Here is a 15,588-nt window from a genome sequence, read left to right as displayed (position 1 = left end):
GCTTGTGCGATAGGACAGTTAATCTCTCCTTTTCCTTCCAAGGCGTTCGCCTTTCTGGAGCCTGAGCCCATGACCGATATCGTGATCGTTTCCGCCGCCCGCACGCCGGTTGGCTCGTTCCTGGGTTCGTTTGCTGCAACGCCCGCGCATGAGCTTGGCAAAATCGCGATTACAGCCGCGCTGCAGCGCGCAAAAGTCGACGCGGCTGACGTTTCGGAAGTGGTGCTCGGCCAAGTGCTGACGGCCAACCAAGGCATGAACCCGGCCCGCCAAGCCTCGCGCGCCGCCGGTGTGCCGGATGACAGCCCGGCTTGGTCGCTGAACCAAGTCTGCGGCTCGGGGCTGCGCGCAGTCGTCGTCGGCTATCAGCAGATCAAGGCGGGCGACGCGAAGATCGTTGTCGCCGGCGGCCAGGAAAACATGAGCCTCGCGCCGCATGTCGCCAATCTGCGCAACGGCCAGAAGATGGGCCCGCTGGAATTCTCGGACTCGATGATCAAGGACGGCCTGACCGACGTCTTCAATCAATATCACATGGGCATCACGGCCGAGAACGTCGCTGAGAAATGGCAGATCACGCGCCAGCAGCAGGACGAGTTCGCCACGCTCTCGCAGCAGAAGGCGAGTGCGGCGCAGAAGGCCGGCAAGTTCAAGGACGAGATCGTTCCCGTCACCGTGAAGGGCCGCAAGGGCGACACGGTGGTGGAGAACGACGAATATATCAAACATGACGCCACACTCGAAGGCGCGGCGGGCTTGCGCGCGGCGTTCAAGAAGGACGGCACGGTCACGGCCGCGAACGCCTCGGGCTTGAACGACGGCGCCGCGGCTTTGGTGCTGATGACGGCCGATGAGGCGGCGAAGCGCGGCCTCACGCCGCTGGCGCGTATCGCCTCATGGGCCTCGCGCGGCGTCGATCCGAGCATCATGGGCACGGGGCCGATCCCGGCGTCGAAAGCCGCGCTTGAGAAGGCCGGCTGGAAAGTCGGCGATCTCGATCTGGTCGAAGCCAACGAAGCCTTCGCCGCGCAAGCCTGCGCCGTGAACAAGGACATGGGCTGGGATCCGGCGATCGTGAACGTCAACGGCGGCGCCATCGCGATTGGCCACCCGATTGGCGCCAGCGGCGCGCGGGTGTTGACGACGCTGCTCTATGAGCTGCAACGCCGTGGGAAGAACAAGGGCCTGGCCACGCTCTGCATCGGCGGCGGCATGGGCATCGCGGTGTGCGTGGAGCGTTAGTCTCGCGCTGACATTGGCAGTTGGCGTCCCTTCTCCTGGCTAAGGAGAAGGTGGCGCGAAGCGTCGGATGAGGTTTCGGGTGGCGGAAGGAGTGGCGATGTCCGCTCTTGGCCCGGAGCGGTCATCGGTCCGCTCGGCGTTACAAGTTGCATCGCGCCTTGCGTTCGGCCTCTAGCTGCTCGCGCTCGTGCCAATGGCGCGCTGATGATCGATTGATCCACCAGAGCACCGTCAGAAACCAAGCACCGATGATCCACCAGCCATATTCTTGGAATATCGTGCGGGGCAGGAGGAGACCGACGACCACGAACACCGCCTGGATGACGAGAAGACCGCGAACTCTGTAGCCGAACAACATGCGTCCAATGTGGCGCCTCAACCCCCCGCAGGGCAATGTCCGTTCGCGGCGAATTACAGACTGTCGCGCGCAATCGTTCGCACCACTTCCTGCTTGCCGGCAAACCTCATCCGGCCGCTGCGCGGCCACCTTCTCCTTGACCAGGAGAAGGGACGCCGGTTCGGCGTTTCAGCGCAAATCTCTGTGCTTCATCGCGCGGCGCGATAAGATGAGCGGATGTCCCACCGCATCTATGCCATCAGCTTCGCCAGCGTGTACCCGCACTATGTCGCGAAGGCCGAGAAGAAGGGGCGCACGCAGGCGGAGGTGGATGAGATCATTCGCTGGCTGACGGGGTATCGCCAGCAATCGCTCAATGCGCACATCAAGAAGCAGACGAGCTTCGAGGATTTCTTCGCCCAGGCGCCGAAGCTGAACCCGGCGCGGTCGCTGATTACGGGCGTGGTTTGTGGCGTGCGCGTGGAAGAGGTCGAAGAGCCGCTGATGCGCGAAATCCGCTATCTCGATAAGCTGATCGACGAACTCGCCAAGGGAAAGGCGATGGAGAAGATTTTGCGGACGGCGCCGGCCAAGCCCTAGGCGGCGCCCTTGTTTGTGATACATTACCGTGGTAATGAAACGTATGGCCATCACCTCCAAACTCACCGCGCAAGGGCAGATTTCGGTGCCGGCCGAAATCCGCAAGAAGCTTGGCATTGGTCCGGGCTCGGCGATTGCGTGGGAAGAGCGTGACGGCGAGGTGATTGTGCGGCGCGCCGGCCGGCACAATTCGGCGGAGCTGCACGCTGCTGTGTTTGAGGGCGAAACGCCGCCGCCGAAAACGCTCGCTGAACTGAAGGGCGGCGTGCGCACGAGCATCCGTAAGAAGCATGCGCGCGATTGATACGAATGCGCTCGTGCGTCTGATCGCGCGGGACGATGCCGCGCAAGTCGCGCGTGCGGAGAAGGCGATCGAAAAGGGCGCCTGGGTTTCGCTTTTGGTGCTGGTGGAGACGGTTTGGGTGTTGGACGCGGTCTACGCGCGCACGCCCAAGCAGATTGCGCTGGCGGTCGAGATGCTGCTCAATCACGCGCAGCTGAGCATTCAGGATGCGCAATTGGCGGCGCGCGCGCTCGAGCATTTTCGTGCGTATCCCAAGCTTGGGTTTTCAGATTGTCTCATCTTGGAGATTGCGCGCCAGAGCGGTCACATTCCACTCGCGACCTTTGATCGTAAGCTGGGCGACCTAGATGGCGCGGAACGTATCTGAAAGACGTGTGATGTCCGACGTTCAACGCAAACTCACCACGATCCTCGCGGCCGACGCCGCCGGCTATAGCAGCGTCATGGAGGCCGATGAGGTGCGCACGCTCACCGATCTGCGGGCGGCGCGGGCGGTGTTTGCGCAATTCATCGCTCGTCATCATGGACGGATCGCCAATACGGCGGGCGATGGGCTGATCGCGGAATTTCCGTCGGTGGTTGAGGCGGTACAGTGCGCCATCGAGGTGCAGCGTGAGTTGGGCGCGGGCGCGGAAGGCGGCCTGCGCTTCCGCATCGGCGTGCATCTGGGCGATGTGCTGGTCGATGGCGACGATTTGTTGGGCGAGGGCGTGAATCTGGCGGCGCGTCTGCAAAGCATGGCCGAGCCCGGCGGCATTCTGATTTCGCGCCAAGTGTACGACCAGGTGCAAAAGAAGCTCTCGGTCGGCTTTCAATATTTGGGCGAGAAGCAGCCGAAGAATTTTGCTGAGAGCGTCGCGGTGTACAGCGTGGGCGGCGGCGAAGGCGGCGCGAGCGATGGCAAAGCGCGCGCGAAGAGCGGGCCAGCGCCTGCCAGCGACAAGAAGCAGCGCTTCATCGCCGGCGCGTCACGCTGGGGCCTGATCCTTGCGGTTCTGTTCGTGATCGATTTCATGACCGGCGAAGGCTGGTGGGTGCAATGGCCTGCCATCGGCATCGCGCTGATGTTGGCGATGCGTTCAGGACCGTTGTTTGAGCGCTCCTAAGCGATGCCGAGTTCCCGCAACACGCCGGCTTGATCGAAATACGGGCGCTCGCATTTGATTTTGGCGCTGCCGGGCTCGAACTCGAAGCTCGCGGCCATGCGCATGCGGAAGCTCTTGCCAGTCGGCTCGATGGTGCGGCTGCCAACTTTGAGCGGGCCGAGATGTGTGCCGGTGAGCCAGAATTCGACGAGCACGGTGTTGTCGGTGTGCGCGATGGCGATGATCTCGTTGCCTTGATCGGGGAAGGGCGTGCGCGAGGCGGCGAAATAGGCGCGCACGGCGGCTTCGCCGTCAAACACTTGGCCGCCGCCATACATTTCATAGCGCGGGTGCGCGAACGTCGCGATCACCGCGTCCCAATCGTGCGTCACCTCGAGCGCCATGTGATCGCGAACGGTTTGCAAGCGGGCTTCGGCAAGGGCGTCTGTCATGGGCGGAGTGTGGCGCGCGATGAGCGCAAGCACAACAAACTCCCTCTCCCTCCGATGGGAGGGAGAGGGCCGGGGTGAGGGTGGAGCACTAGCGTTTCAGACCGCGCGCTGACGAACGACTGGATTTCCAGCACCTGCGCCGCCCCCTCACCCTGCCCTCTCCCCTTGGGGAGAGGGTTCTTGAGTCACGCTTTGCCGCCGCGCCCGCTGCCTTCCTTTTCCCAGCGTTTGCGGAGTTGCGCCGGGCGCTGGCGATAGCGGGTTTCGAGCACTTGTGCGTCGCGGAAGCGGTCGGAGCGGAAATGGCGGAAATCTTCGCGCAGTTCGCACCAAGCCACGACCAGGCGCACGGTTTCGAAATAGCCGATCATGAACGGCCAGATGGTGCGCTCGCTGGTGCGGCCGTTTTCGTCGGCATAGGCGATGCGCATTTTGCGCTGTTCGCGGATGGCGCCGCGCACGGCGGCGAGGTCGAAGGCATCTACGGCGCGTGCGTATGAGGAGACAGGCGCGAGCTGCGCGTCCAGCACGACGGGGCGCAGATGCTCCGGCACGGCGGCCGTGAGCTTGCCGATGAGATCGCGGGCGCCGCGCGCCAAAGCTGCATCGCCACGCTGCGCCACCCAGGCCGCGCCGAGGACGGCGGCTTCCAACTCATCCTGCGTCAGCATAAGCGGCGGCATGTCGTAATCGCTGTCGATCACGTAGCCGGTGCCGGCCTCGCCGCGGATCGGCACACGCTGAGCCATTAGCTCGGCGATGTCGCGATAGAGCGTGCGCAGAGAGACCTCCAATTCATCGGCGAGCTCCTGGCCGGTCACGGAGCGGCGCTTGGAGCGCAGGATCTGGATGATCTGGAAAAGGCGTTCGGTGCGGCGCATGTGGAGAACTTATACTGACATCCTGCTGCCACAAGGCTGTCAGCAGGGGCAAGCTAAGACGTCTTTCCAAGCGAAGCGAGGAGAGAGCTTATGACTGTTCTGTATGGTTGGGGGCCGATGTTCGGGGCGCCGAGCCCCAGCCCCTACGTGATCAAGTGCGACATGCAATTGCAGATGCTGGGCGTAACTTTCACCCGCGCCATCGCCGATCTGGAGCGCGTGCCGAAGCACAAGGCGCCGTATGTCGAGGACGAGGGCCGCATCATCGAGGATTCCACCTTCATCCGGCTCTATTTCGAGGAGAAGCTGGGCGACGATCTGGATGAGGGGCTGACGCTCGAGCAACGCGGTATGGCCTGGGGCCTTGAGCGGCTGCTCGAAGACCGCCTCAGCATGATCATGGCGCATGAGCGCTGGCTGGTGGACGCGAATTTCGATAAAGGCCCGCGCCAATTCTTCATGGACGTGCCCGAGCCGCAGCACAGTGCGCTGTGCAAGGATGTGCGCGAGCAATTGCATACGATGATGGTGCGTCACGGCATTGGCCGGCATACGCGCGAGGAGCGGATGCTACTGGCGGAGCGCGACATCTCGGCGATCGCGGCGGTGCTGGGCGACAAGCCTTATCTGTTCGGCGACACGCCGAAAGCGGTGGATGCGTCGGCGTTTGGCGTGTTGGCGTCGTGCGCGACGCCGTTCTTCGATACGCCGCTCTCGGGATTGGTGCGTGAGCATACCAATCTGAGGAAGTACATCGAACGCATCGAATGGCGTTATTTCGGCGAGATCGTCTGGCCGGCGATGGCGGCGTAGATTGCCTAAGCCCGTGGCGCTTGCGCCGCGGGCTTCAGGGCCAAGCGACTAGACGTGTTGATCGATCAGGATTTGGTTGCGGTCTGGGTCTTCAAGGACGAGGTGTGCCGGTCCTTGAGGTTTGCTTGCATCCACCTCCGCGCTGAGCGCGAGGCCTGATGCCTTGAGGCGTTGCTGGATTTCGCGAATGTCGGTGAAGCTCGCGAGCGCTTGCGCTTCGCTGTCCCAGCCTGGATTGAAGGTGAGCAGGTTCTTTTCGAACATGCCCTGGAATAGGCCGATCAGGGTGTCGCCGTTCTTCATGATCAGCCAATTGTGACCCTGGTTGCCGCCAAACACGGTGAAGCCCAGTTTTTCATAGAAGGCGCGCGAGGCGGCGATGTCCTTGACGGCCAGACTTACGGAAAATGCGCCGAGGTTCATGAGTTCGTTCCTTTGTTGATGGCTCACTTGCTGATGGCTCACTGAGCTCGGGCGGGCAGGACGCGCGGATTGCGCAGGATCGCGGCGGAGATTAGCGCGATCAGGAGGCCGACGGGGAAGATTTCCGCGAACGTCATGGGTAGGCGGAAGAGCGGGTTGCGATACGCCTCTTTGATTTGGTTGAGCTGGGCGGCGTAGGCGTCCAATTCGGCAGCGCTCACGCCGGCGGCGCGCTTGGCCTCGATGGATTGGGCGACATAGGTTTCCATGAAGGTGTAGTTCGTGGCGGCGAGGTAGACCTCCCAGCCGATCACGTAGGCGACGCCCGCCACCGTGGCGACCAAAAGGCCAAGGCCGAACGCCGGCAGGAATTTGATCACCCCGCCGAGCTTTTTGTTTCGATAGTCGCGGATGGCCAGGAAGATCATCGACAGCGCGACGATTATGACCAGATAGCCCAGCCATTGCGATGAGAAGGCGTGGCCGTGCCCTTGGCCCGTGGACAACACAATACCGAGAATGATGACCGCGATGACGATCGCGCCGGAGACGGCGCCGTAACGCAAGGCAGTGGCGAACATGGGTGAATCTCCTCGTCTGGATGACGAGACTAGGGCGGGTCGTGACGGGAAACGCCATCACCCGAAAGGGTGAAATCGGCCAAATCGGCTGTTTGGATGGCTGATCTAAGGGATGAGCGCGAGTTCGCGGGCTTTCTGAATGGCTTGGGTGCGGCGCTGCACTTCGAGCTTCAGGTAGAGGCTGGCGATCTGGGTCTTGATCGTGTTGGGCGAGACGCCGAGCGCTTGGGCGATCTCCTTGTTGGCTTTGCCGGCGGCCAAGTGCTCCAGCACCTGCAATTCACGTTGGGTGACCCCCAACGCGGCAAGAGCGGCGACATTGCGCTCGAAACCGGTCGGCGCGCGGCGCGCCGTGAGGCGCATGCCGGCCCAAACGCCAAGCGCGGCGAAGGCGATCGCGATCAGCGCGATGTAAATCTCGACCGTGAAGACGCGGGCGAAATATTGGTACTGAAGCCATTGCAGGGCGAGCGCGCTTGCCGCGAGCGCCAGCGCATAGAGGATGACGATCCGCGTCATGGCCGCCACTTTGGCCGAACGGACGGACGGGCGCTAGCTGATGGCGTCAGCGTCGCACCTGTCCGAAAAATCGTGGTTTCCGCGTTGCAGCATGTTGCCTCGCGTCCGGAGTCGCGCAAACTGCGCCCATGTCTCCGGGCTTGTCCCGGCCAACGATAATGTCGGGAGGTTCTTATGGCGCGGGTGGCTTTGGTGACGGGTGGGACGCGTGGGATCGGCAAGGCGATCTCGGCGCGGCTCAAGGCCGATGGCTTCAAGGTCGCCGCGAATTACGCCGGCAACACCGAGAGCGCCGAGGCTGCCGCCAAGGAACTCGGCATCAGCGTTTATAAATGGGACGTGGGTGATGAAACCCAGTGCGCCGACGGCATCGCCAAGGTCGTGGCCGACCTCGGCCCGATTGACGTGCTGGTCAACAATGCCGGCATCACGCGCGACGGCCAATTCCACAAAATGAGCGTCGAGAAATGGCGCGATGTGATCCGCGTCGATCTGGATTCGCTCTTCTATATGACGCGCCCGGTGATCGAAGGCATGCGTGATCGCGGCTTTGGCCGCATCATCAATATCAGCTCGATCAACGGTCAGAAGGGCCAGTTCGGCCAGGTGAATTATTCGGCCGCGAAGGCCGGCATGATTGGCTTCACCAAAGCGCTGGCGCAGGAAAGCGCGGCCAAGGGCGTCACCGTGAACGTCGTCGCGCCGGGTTACATCGATACCGACATGGTGGCCGCTGTGCCGGAAGATGCACTGAAGAAGATCATCGCCACGATCCCGGTTGGCCGCTTGGGCAAGGCCGAGGAAATCGCGGCGATGGTGGCGTTTCTGGCGTCTGATCAGGCTGCGTTCATCACGGGCGCGACGATGACCGTGAACGGCGCGCAATACATCGCGGGCTGAGACGTAGCCGGAACTACCAGCGGTTCCCGGCGTTTATCCTCCATTCCAAGGAGGATGAACTCATGGACAAAGAGCACGTGAAAAGTGCTGCCGACAAAGCGTCTGGCACGGTAAAGGAAGGTGCCGGCAAGATGACCGGCAACACGAAGCTGGAAGCCGAAGGCAAGATCGATAAGGCCAAAGGTGAAGCCCGCGAATTTATCGGCGACGTGAAGGACGCGGCCAAGAAGGCCGACAAACCGAACTAAGCTGATCGCGATTTGATGAAGCGGCCCGTGCGCAAGCGCGGGCCGTTTTGTTAGGTGTCTTCGAAGGAAAGCTGTTCAACGTCCGCCGCGTCGAAATAGTCCGTCCAAAACTGACGATGCGTTTCGGTCTGATGGCGGGTGTAGCGATCATCGTACCTATAGAGAATGCGCACACGCACATTGCTCAGATTCGGCACCCGGAACTCCGTCCCACGGCGCTCCCTGAACGTCGCGAAGTCGGAATAGGCGCCATATTGAGACAGCAGCGCACTATTCTCGAGCATGTCGGAATAGACGATGAGTTCCACCCTCTCGTAGCGCGAGAAATAGCGATAGTTTGATATCGCGGCGATGTCGCGAAGCAACGAGGTTGTACGCACCGAGGCGCCGTGCCCTAGGGCGCCGATATCCCGGTCAAATCGTTCCTGAACCTCCGCGAATTTCTCTAGGCGCTCCTGACGATTGCCGAACAATTCCTCCAGCACGAGCTCCCAACGTTGATGAGGGGTTTCGACGGGGTTGCAGAATGACGCAAGAACGGTCGGGCGATCACCGGTGTCGGGATTGACCGCGAATACGGTCAAACGATCATCCTTCTCCATGGTGTCGACGAGGCCTTGCGCCTCTTGCCGAACGTCGATGAGCTGCTGGTCGTCTAATGGATCAGTGCGGTCCACCAGAAGGACGTAGAGGGTATTAGCAGGACCAGTTGCGCCGAGCGGGCAAAGATCGTCGCCACGGCGCGGCTCCGCGTCGCCGACGGCAAACCATACGGCCACAACGACGCCTACCAGCACAAGCGCGATCGCGGAGAGGCTGGCGAGCCAACTGGTGAGGCCCGCGCCACGCCGCCGGCGAGAACCGTAGTCATCATCGCCAAAATCGTCATACATGGGCGCCCTCCAGCGCTAAGGCGCCGCCTTTGACTTCCGAGACGGAGGCGCGCGCCGCGCTGAGCAGCATCCTTCGGTACTCATCGAAATTGCCGTTGATGGTCGACGTGAGCGTGCCAAGATCAATGAGAATGTCATCGACACTGGCCTCGATGATCTTGATATCTTGTTCAAACCGAGCAGCCGCATCGCGCACTGTGTGGGTACGTGACGGTAGGGGATCGAACTCAGTGCTCGCGTCAATCGTGTCATCGAAATAGTCCGGCGGCGGCGTCTTCTTTAGGCGCGTGAGCCAGCCGATGAAGCTAAAGACGCGACGGGCTTCGCGGTTGCGTTCCCGATAGGATTTGACGAGTTCGATCGTGTCGCGAGCCGCGGTGCATTGAAGCGCCCGAGCATTGTTTTCAATGGTTTCGAATGCCGCAAGCGCACGGATCACGGGGGAGTGCGCGCGTTTGAGTTGATGCTTCAAATAGAGAAACTCATCGCGATAGTGACTGAGCACAGTGTCCATATGCGCGCGGGCGCGCCGCGCCAGAAATGTATCGAGGTGGCGTTCCGCGCGATGGTGGGCGTTCCAAAGACGTTCGAACTGGAACGGAAGGTCGCTGAGCCCATTCCGGAATTTGTAGGACACATAGCAAAATGCCATGATGTTCAGCAGAGCAAGCAGAAGCGCTTCGAAGCGATGGAGCAATTGTTCTTCCGGGGGACTGACGCCGATTATGAGCAAGCGGAGCAGGCCAAACATCAGCGCGGAGCCAACGCCGACGCATGTGGCGCTAATGCATGCGATCCGCGCCACGCGGCGCAAATAATCGTCCTTGCTGCGCAAATTGGCGATGCCTAGCGCGCCGTTCGCTACGCCAGCGAGCATGATCCAGAGCGACACCACGACCGCGAGACCGAGGCTCGTCGTCATATTGCTGGAGGGAAACGCTTCGCGATAGAAGAACGCGTTTAGTGCAGCTTCGCCGAGGAAGACGAGAAAGAAGGTCGGACCGAGACGTTCGGGTTTGGCGTCTTCCGGGACGGCATCTTGAAGATCGTGTTGGTTGCGAAAGGCACGCAACGCATCGCCCGTCTCGATGACGCCACGCGCAATGGCTTTGCCCTGCGGAAAACACGCGGCTTGACGCGCCTTCCAATGCGCGGCGACGTATTCGTTGACGAGCTCTTTTGTGTAGTGGGGCGGGATGCGGGCGACAATTTCCGCCGAAAGCCCCTCCGCCACCTCGCCAACAGCGCGGTCGAGTTGCACGTCATAGCGTGCTTTCTCGTTGATTGCCTCGCGTTGGGCTTCGTCGAGTTCGGCGGCGTTTGTTGGCGGTTTTTGGCGTTTGCCGTTCCACCACGCGCGCGTGCGCAAACCGAGCCATCCGTCGAGTTCGCGTAGCCTAGTCTTGACCTTCTGCTCCGGCGCCTTTGGCAACGTGAACTCTAGGCCGAGGTCGATATCGCGCAACGACAGCGCACCGGGCGACAGCGCGATCTCGCCGAGCCGAAGCCGGCCTTTGATTTTACTGTCTTCCGAGAAGGGCGCGGAAGGCGTGGAGGACGCGCTGATTGATGCGTTTGGAAGCGAGGCATCCGCATCGATTGGGCGCCGACTTTGCTTACCCAGCCGCCACAGGCGAAATTTTTTCAAAATCAGCCCCCCGGCCGCAGAATGCAACTAAAGATGCATACGAGGTCGATTTTGGCAAGTTTAGATTGCGCGCTTGCGGAGGCCGATTGAGCAATTTGTACGAAATGCTCGTTTCGCTTTATGGCGCCTGTGGTTTGAACACGTATTCCAACTTCAGCCCATCGGCGTCGGTGAAGAACACGGCGTAGTAGCCTGAGCCATATTGCGGATAGTCGGTGGGCGGATCGGTCACGTTCGCGCCGATGCTCTGCAAGTGCGCGTGCATGGCGTCGACATCTTCGCGACTGGCGGCGTTCCAAGCGATGTGGTGTAGGCCGGGGCTATAGCGATCGTGGGTGCGGTCGGCGTGTTCGCCGCGCGCGCTGAGGATGCCGATGGAGCAGAAGGAGTCGCCGTCGCGCCGATCGAAATCGTAGCCGTTGGGGTGTGCGTCAGCGAGGCGATAGCCCATGAAACCCAGCACGCTTTCGTAGAAGGCGCGCGACGCGTGCGCGTCCTTCACGGTGAGATCGATATGGTGGATCGCGCCGCGCATCAGCGATTGGCGCCTGGTTTCCAGAGAATGTCGGCCTTGCCCAATTCGTTGGCGTAGCGCGCGGCGACGAAGAGGAGGTCGGAGAGGCGGTTCATGAATTTGATCGCGTCGGGGGAAATCTCTTCGACGTCCGCGAGCGCGACGATGTCGCGTTCGGCGCGGCGGGCGATGGCGCGCGCGAGATGCAGATGCGCCGCCGCTGGCGAGCCTCCGGGGAGGATGAACGAGGTGAGCGGCTCGAGTTGTTCGTTGAGCTGATCGACTTCGGCTTCGAGCCGATCGACTTGGCTCGGCTGAATGCGCAGCGGCTCGAATTTGAGATCGGGGGCGTGCGGGGTGGCGAGATCGGCGCCGAGATCGAAGAGATCGTTTTGCACGCGCTCCAGGATCGCATCGAGCGTGGGCTTGGCGTTCGTATGCAGCCGGGCGACGCCGATGGCGGAATTGACCTCGTCGACGGCGCCGTAGGCGGCGACGCGGGCGCTGGCTTTGGAGACAGGCTCGCCGGTGACGAGGCGGGTCTTGCCGCCGTCGCCGGCTTTGGTGACGATTTTATCGATCCGGACCATTGGCTTCCTCGCGCTACGGACGCTGAGCCGTCGTGCGTGGGTCCGCGCGCGGCTTAGCCGTAATGCTGCTTTGCCCACATGGCTGCAACAAGGATCAGAATAGCGACGAATTGCGCGACCACGCGCATGCGCATGGCTTTGTTCGACCAGGACCGGCCAAAATCGCCGCCCCGGAACATGGCGAAGATGCCGAAGCAGAGCACGCCGAAGACGACGACCAGGACAGCCGGGATCAGGAAATCGAATACGTTCATGCGATGGAACCTAGGGCTGCGACGGTCCGTCGGCCATGCGTTAGATCAACCCGGGCGCCCCCTTGCCGGCGGGGCCCGGCCAGGCCGTGCTAATCTAGCTCCATGACCGAATCGCTTCTGCTTATCCTTGCCCTGGTCGCCATCGGGGCGGCCGCCTTTTTCGCCTATCGCTCTGCAAAGGCTCAGGAATCCGCCGCCGCCGCAAAGGCGCGGTTCGAGGGCGTGGACATGATCCGGGCCGAGCGCGACCGGGCCGTGGCCGAGTGTGAGGCGCTGCGGGCCGAGGCCAGCCGCCTGGGCGCGGAGCTGGCCGCGGAGAAGGCGGGCGCGGCCGCGCGTGCGGCGGCGGCTGAGGAGCAGGCCAGGAAGGTCGAGCAGCAATTCGTGGCGCTGGCGACGCAGGCTTTGGAGGCCAATCGGCAAAGCTTCATGGCGCTGGCCAACGAGACGTTCGAGAAACACAAGGCCGCTTCCGCGACGGGCGTGAAAGAGGTGCTTGCGCCGGCGCAGGAGACGCTGGCGAAGCTCGCGGGCTCCGTGGAAGCGTTGGAGAAGGCGCGGCTGCAAGATAAGTCGGCGATGAGCGAGCAAGTGCGCCAGATCGTCGATGCGGTCGGCTCCACCAATAAGACGACCACGCAATTGCTCTCCGCGCTGAAAGCGTCGCCGAAAATGCGCGGCCGCTGGGGCGAACAAACCTTGCGCAATGTGCTGGAGCTTTCCGGCCTCGCGCCGAACGTCGATTTCACCGAGCAGGTGAGCACGACCGACGGCGAAGGCGCGCGTTTGCGGCCGGATGTGGTGATCAATCTGCCGGGTGGACGCTGCATCGTCGTGGACTCGAAAGTCGCGCTCTCGGGCTACATGGAGGCTATGGAGGCGACGGATGATCTTGCACGCCAAGCCAGCTTGAAAAAGCACGCCGCTGAATTGAAGGCGCACGTGAAAAGTCTGTCGTCCAAGGATTATTGGAAGCACGTGCCGGCGACAGCGGATTTCGTGGTGCTGTTCGTGCCGGGCGAGAATTTTCTCGCCGCCGCGGCCGAGCAAGATGCGAATTTGTTCGACGACGCGTTCGCGTCGAAAGTGATCATCACCACGCCGAGCACGATGGTGGCGCTGGCGAAATCGGTCGCCTATGGCTGGCGTCAAGAGCAGAGCGCCAAGAACGCACAAGAGATCGCCGATCTGGGCCGCGAGCTCTATCGGCGCATGGCGGTGATGACGGATCACATGAGCAAAGTCGGCGACGCCATCGGCAAGACGGTGACGACCTACAATGGTTTGTTGAGCTCTGTCGAAAGCCGCGTGCTGCCGCAGGCGCGCAAGTTCAAGGAACTTGGTGCTGGCGACGCGGGCGTCGATATCGCCCAGCCCGCGCAAATCGAAGCCGCGCCGCGTATCCCCGCGCCGCCGGAACAACTCGAGCTGATGCCGCCGCCGCAGACGGCCAAGCGCGGGCGCTAAGCTCGCGGAATGGTGCATTCGTCGCGTTCCGCGTGAAGTTCGTCGGCCGCATCGCTAGTTCCGTGGCCGGAGGAACGCACATGAGACATTTGCTTTTGGCCGCTGTGGCGGCGTTGGCGTTGGGCGCTTGCGGGCAGCAGACGAACGAGGCCCCGATCGCGCCGCCGGCTGTGGTCGAGATGTCGCCGGATGCGGCAAATATCGTGGCCGCGGTGGCGGATGCGCGCCGGCCGGCCGCCGATCGCGAGCGCGACGCCAATCGCCGGCCTGCCGAGATGCTGGCGTTCGCGCAGATCGAGCCGGGCGATCGTGTGGCCGACATTTTTCCAGGCGGCGGATATTTCACGCGCTTGTTTGCCGTGGCCGTTGGCGACGAAGGTCGAGTCTATCCGACGATCCGGCCGGATGGCGTAGCGGGCGAGTATGAAACGCCGGTGCTGGCGGTGGCGGCGGAATATCCGAACGCAATCATGGCGCGCACGCCGTATGACGCGCTCGCCTATCCCGAACCGCTCGACGTCGTGTTCACGGCGCAGAATTATCACGACATGGCGCTGACGGCGTATGCGCTGGGCGATCGTGCGGCGATGAATGCGGCGGCGTTCGCGGCGCTGAAGCCGGGCGGGCTCTATGTGATCGTGGATCACTCGGCTGTCGATGGTTCGCCGGTGGCGACGGATGCGGAAACGACCACGCACCGCATCGACCAAGCCACAGTGCGGCGCGAAGTGGAAGCCGCAGGCTTCGTGTTCGACGGCGAAAGCGATGTGCTGCGCAATCCAGCGGACGCACGCACGACAAGCGTGTTCGACCCTGCGATCCGCGGGCGGACAGATCAATTTGTGATGCGGTTCAGAAAGCCGGAATGATCAATCGTGGTCGCGCACGCGGCCACGTTTTGATTTTACATCAGAGCGCCTCGACTTGCTGTCGAGGCGCTTCTGTTTTGCGGCCTTAGGCACTTTGGTCTTCACGCGGGGCTTTGGGCGGTGCGTGGCCTGCTCGACGAGCGCCACCAAGCGCGCCAACGCTTCGCTGCGGTTGCGATCCTGGGTGCGGTGCTCCTCAGCCCGGATGACGATCTCGCCTTCGAGTGTGAGACGGCGGCCGGCCAAGCGCTTGAGACGCGCGCGCACGTCGTCCGGCATGTCGGTATAGCCGTTGAGCCTGAAGCGCAGCTCCACGGCCGTCGAGACCTTGTTGACGTTCTGCCCGCCAGGGCCCGAGGCGCGGATGAAGCGCTCTTCAAGATCGCGCTCATCAAGAGCAATGGAGGCGGTGACGGGGATCATCAGGTGTCTGGCGTCAGGTTTCGAGTGTCAGAATGGGCGTGTATCCGTTGAGCAAGTATTGCACGCGCTAGCGCTTGGCGCCTGAAACCTGATACCTGACACCCGAAAGGGAGGACGATATGCGGAAATTGTTGGCCGGACTTGGGCTTGCCGCGGTGTTGGCGGCGTGCGCCGGGGGGGCGATCCCCGGCATTATGATGTCGATGCCGGCCGAAGTGACGGCGTCCTCGCCAAATATTCTCGCCGCGATTGCCGATCCGCGTCGCCCCGAAGCAGACCGCGAGCGCGACGCGCTGCGCCACCCGGCGGAGATCCTGGCGTTCGCGGGCGCCCGCGACGGCATGCGCATCGCCGATATCGGTCCCGGCGGCGGTTATTACACGCGGCTCTTCTCGGTCGCTGTGGGCGAGGGCGGGCGCGTTTATGGCGTGGATCGTCCGGGCACGGCCGAACGTCCGCGTCCGCTTGCCGCTGTTGCGCCACTCTATCCGAACGTTACGCATCTGACGGCCGGTTATCAGGGCTGGACGATCGACGAGCCGCTC

General features: G+C 62.5%; 22 protein-coding genes and 1 pseudogene. 11 read left to right on the top strand and 12 right to left on the bottom strand.

Annotated features, from left to right (window positions below; all coding sequences use genetic code 11):
* Window positions 1-69: 69 nt before the first annotated feature.
* Window positions 70-1,242 (top strand): acetyl-CoA C-acetyltransferase, encoded by a 1,173-nt coding sequence (locus VF769_RS12115; protein WP_331008671.1) that lies wholly within the window; start codon window positions 70-72, stop codon window positions 1,240-1,242.
* Window positions 1,243-1,381: 139 nt separating this feature from the next.
* Here VF769_RS12115 and VF769_RS12110 read toward each other — a convergent pair whose 3' ends face one another.
* Window positions 1,382-1,600 carry a hypothetical protein gene (locus tag VF769_RS12110; protein ID WP_331008670.1) on the bottom strand — a complete coding sequence of 73 codons (219 nt, stop codon included), beginning with the start codon at window positions 1,598-1,600 and terminating at the stop codon, window positions 1,382-1,384.
* 216 nt (window positions 1,601-1,816) lie between these two features.
* Here VF769_RS12110 and VF769_RS12105 point away from each other — a divergent pair, with 216 nt between their 5' ends.
* From VF769_RS12105 to VF769_RS12090, 4 genes are read left to right on the top strand one after another with little or no spacing between them, the layout of a single operon-like run.
* Entirely contained in the window at window positions 1,817-2,179 is a 363-nt protein-coding gene (locus tag VF769_RS12105; protein ID WP_331008669.1) for a DUF2200 domain-containing protein, read from the top strand.
* A 34-nt stretch (window positions 2,180-2,213) separates the two neighbouring features.
* The gene (locus VF769_RS12100) at window positions 2,214-2,483 is read left to right on the top strand and encodes an AbrB/MazE/SpoVT family DNA-binding domain-containing protein (protein ID WP_331008668.1); all 270 of its coding nucleotides are present in this window, start codon (window positions 2,214-2,216) and stop codon (window positions 2,481-2,483) included.
* A complete protein-coding gene (locus VF769_RS12095) occupies window positions 2,470-2,850 on the top strand; it encodes a type II toxin-antitoxin system VapC family toxin (RefSeq protein WP_331008667.1) in 381 nt (126 codons plus the stop codon). Before VF769_RS12100 ends, VF769_RS12095 begins: the two co-directional genes overlap by 14 nt.
* A gap of 10 nt (window positions 2,851-2,860) precedes the next feature.
* Window positions 2,861-3,589, top strand: coding sequence for an adenylate/guanylate cyclase domain-containing protein (locus VF769_RS12090; protein ID WP_331008666.1), 729 nt, complete (start codon window positions 2,861-2,863; stop codon window positions 3,587-3,589).
* Here VF769_RS12090 and VF769_RS12085 read toward each other — a convergent pair.
* Together VF769_RS12085 and VF769_RS12080 are read right to left on the bottom strand one after the other, a co-directional pair.
* Window positions 3,586-4,020: an ester cyclase gene (locus VF769_RS12085; protein ID WP_331008665.1), complete on the bottom strand. Its 435-nt coding sequence runs from the start codon at window positions 4,018-4,020 to the stop codon at window positions 3,586-3,588. The two genes, VF769_RS12090 and VF769_RS12085, sit on opposite strands and share 4 nt — an antisense overlap.
* Before the next feature lie 185 nt (window positions 4,021-4,205).
* Entirely contained in the window at window positions 4,206-4,901 is a 696-nt protein-coding gene (locus VF769_RS12080) for a YafY family protein (RefSeq protein WP_331008664.1), read from the bottom strand.
* A 90-nt stretch (window positions 4,902-4,991) separates the two neighbouring features.
* Between VF769_RS12080 and VF769_RS12075 the strand changes: the two genes are divergently transcribed.
* Window positions 4,992-5,714 (top strand): glutathione S-transferase family protein, encoded by a 723-nt coding sequence (locus tag VF769_RS12075; RefSeq protein WP_331008663.1) that lies wholly within the window; start codon window positions 4,992-4,994, stop codon window positions 5,712-5,714.
* A gap of 48 nt (window positions 5,715-5,762) precedes the next feature.
* On the opposite strand, the gene VF769_RS12070 is transcribed toward VF769_RS12075, so the two are convergent.
* The 3 genes from VF769_RS12070 to VF769_RS12060 form a co-directional block, all read right to left on the bottom strand.
* Window positions 5,763-6,137 carry a VOC family protein gene (locus VF769_RS12070; protein WP_331008662.1) on the bottom strand — a complete coding sequence of 125 codons (375 nt, stop codon included), beginning with the start codon at window positions 6,135-6,137 and terminating at the stop codon, window positions 5,763-5,765.
* A gap of 38 nt (window positions 6,138-6,175) precedes the next feature.
* A complete protein-coding gene (locus VF769_RS12065; protein WP_331008661.1) occupies window positions 6,176-6,718 on the bottom strand; it encodes a DUF4199 domain-containing protein in 543 nt (180 codons plus the stop codon).
* Between the two features lie 105 nt (window positions 6,719-6,823).
* Window positions 6,824-7,237: a response regulator transcription factor gene (locus tag VF769_RS12060; RefSeq protein ID WP_331008660.1), complete on the bottom strand. Its 414-nt coding sequence runs from the start codon at window positions 7,235-7,237 to the stop codon at window positions 6,824-6,826.
* Between the two features lie 174 nt (window positions 7,238-7,411).
* On the opposite strand from VF769_RS12060, the gene phbB reads away from it, so the two are divergent.
* A complete protein-coding gene (gene phbB / locus VF769_RS12055; protein WP_331008659.1) occupies window positions 7,412-8,137 on the top strand; it encodes an acetoacetyl-CoA reductase in 726 nt (241 codons plus the stop codon).
* Between the two features lie 62 nt (window positions 8,138-8,199).
* Window positions 8,200-8,385: a CsbD family protein gene (locus VF769_RS12050; RefSeq protein WP_331008658.1), complete on the top strand. Its 186-nt coding sequence runs from the start codon at window positions 8,200-8,202 to the stop codon at window positions 8,383-8,385.
* Between the two features lie 50 nt (window positions 8,386-8,435).
* Here VF769_RS12050 and VF769_RS12045 read toward each other — a convergent pair whose 3' ends face one another.
* From VF769_RS12045 to VF769_RS12025, 5 genes are all read right to left on the bottom strand, one after another.
* Window positions 8,436-9,278 (bottom strand): hypothetical protein, encoded by an 843-nt coding sequence (locus tag VF769_RS12045; RefSeq protein ID WP_331008657.1) that lies wholly within the window; start codon window positions 9,276-9,278, stop codon window positions 8,436-8,438.
* A complete protein-coding gene (locus VF769_RS12040) occupies window positions 9,271-10,926 on the bottom strand; it encodes a hypothetical protein (RefSeq protein WP_331008656.1) in 1,656 nt (551 codons plus the stop codon). The genes VF769_RS12045 and VF769_RS12040 overlap by 8 nt, the downstream gene beginning before the upstream one ends.
* Before the next feature lie 118 nt (window positions 10,927-11,044).
* Window positions 11,045-11,461, bottom strand: coding sequence for a VOC family protein (locus tag VF769_RS12035; protein ID WP_331008655.1), 417 nt, complete (start codon window positions 11,459-11,461; stop codon window positions 11,045-11,047).
* Window positions 11,461-12,030 carry a cob(I)yrinic acid a,c-diamide adenosyltransferase gene (locus VF769_RS12030; RefSeq protein WP_331008654.1) on the bottom strand — a complete coding sequence of 190 codons (570 nt, stop codon included), beginning with the start codon at window positions 12,028-12,030 and terminating at the stop codon, window positions 11,461-11,463. The genes VF769_RS12035 and VF769_RS12030 overlap by 1 nt, the downstream gene beginning before the upstream one ends.
* Before the next feature lie 53 nt (window positions 12,031-12,083).
* Complete coding sequence (locus VF769_RS12025) at window positions 12,084-12,284, bottom strand: twin transmembrane helix small protein (RefSeq protein ID WP_331008653.1); 201 nt, start codon at window positions 12,282-12,284, stop codon at window positions 12,084-12,086.
* 102 nt (window positions 12,285-12,386) lie between these two features.
* On the opposite strand from VF769_RS12025, the gene VF769_RS12020 reads away from it, so the two are divergent.
* Entirely contained in the window at window positions 12,387-13,751 is a 1,365-nt protein-coding gene (locus VF769_RS12020) for a DNA recombination protein RmuC (RefSeq protein ID WP_331008652.1), read from the top strand.
* A gap of 80 nt (window positions 13,752-13,831) precedes the next feature.
* The gene (locus VF769_RS12015; RefSeq protein WP_331008651.1) at window positions 13,832-14,620 is read left to right on the top strand and encodes a hypothetical protein; all 789 of its coding nucleotides are present in this window, start codon (window positions 13,832-13,834) and stop codon (window positions 14,618-14,620) included.
* Here VF769_RS12015 and arfB read toward each other — a convergent pair whose 3' ends face one another.
* Complete coding sequence (arfB, locus tag VF769_RS12010) at window positions 14,621-15,043, bottom strand: alternative ribosome rescue aminoacyl-tRNA hydrolase ArfB (protein ID WP_331008650.1); 423 nt, start codon at window positions 15,041-15,043, stop codon at window positions 14,621-14,623. It abuts the gene before it with no gap.
* A gap of 119 nt (window positions 15,044-15,162) precedes the next feature.
* Between arfB and VF769_RS12005 the strand changes: the two are divergent.
* A pseudogene (locus tag VF769_RS12005) lies at window positions 15,163-15,588 on the top strand (hypothetical protein); the annotation flags it as partial.

The organism is Vitreimonas sp. (assembly GCF_036392335.1).
Classification (GTDB): Bacteria; Pseudomonadota; Alphaproteobacteria; order Caulobacterales; family Aquidulcibacteraceae; genus Vitreimonas.
This window is presented reverse-complemented; position numbering and strand designations above follow the sequence as displayed.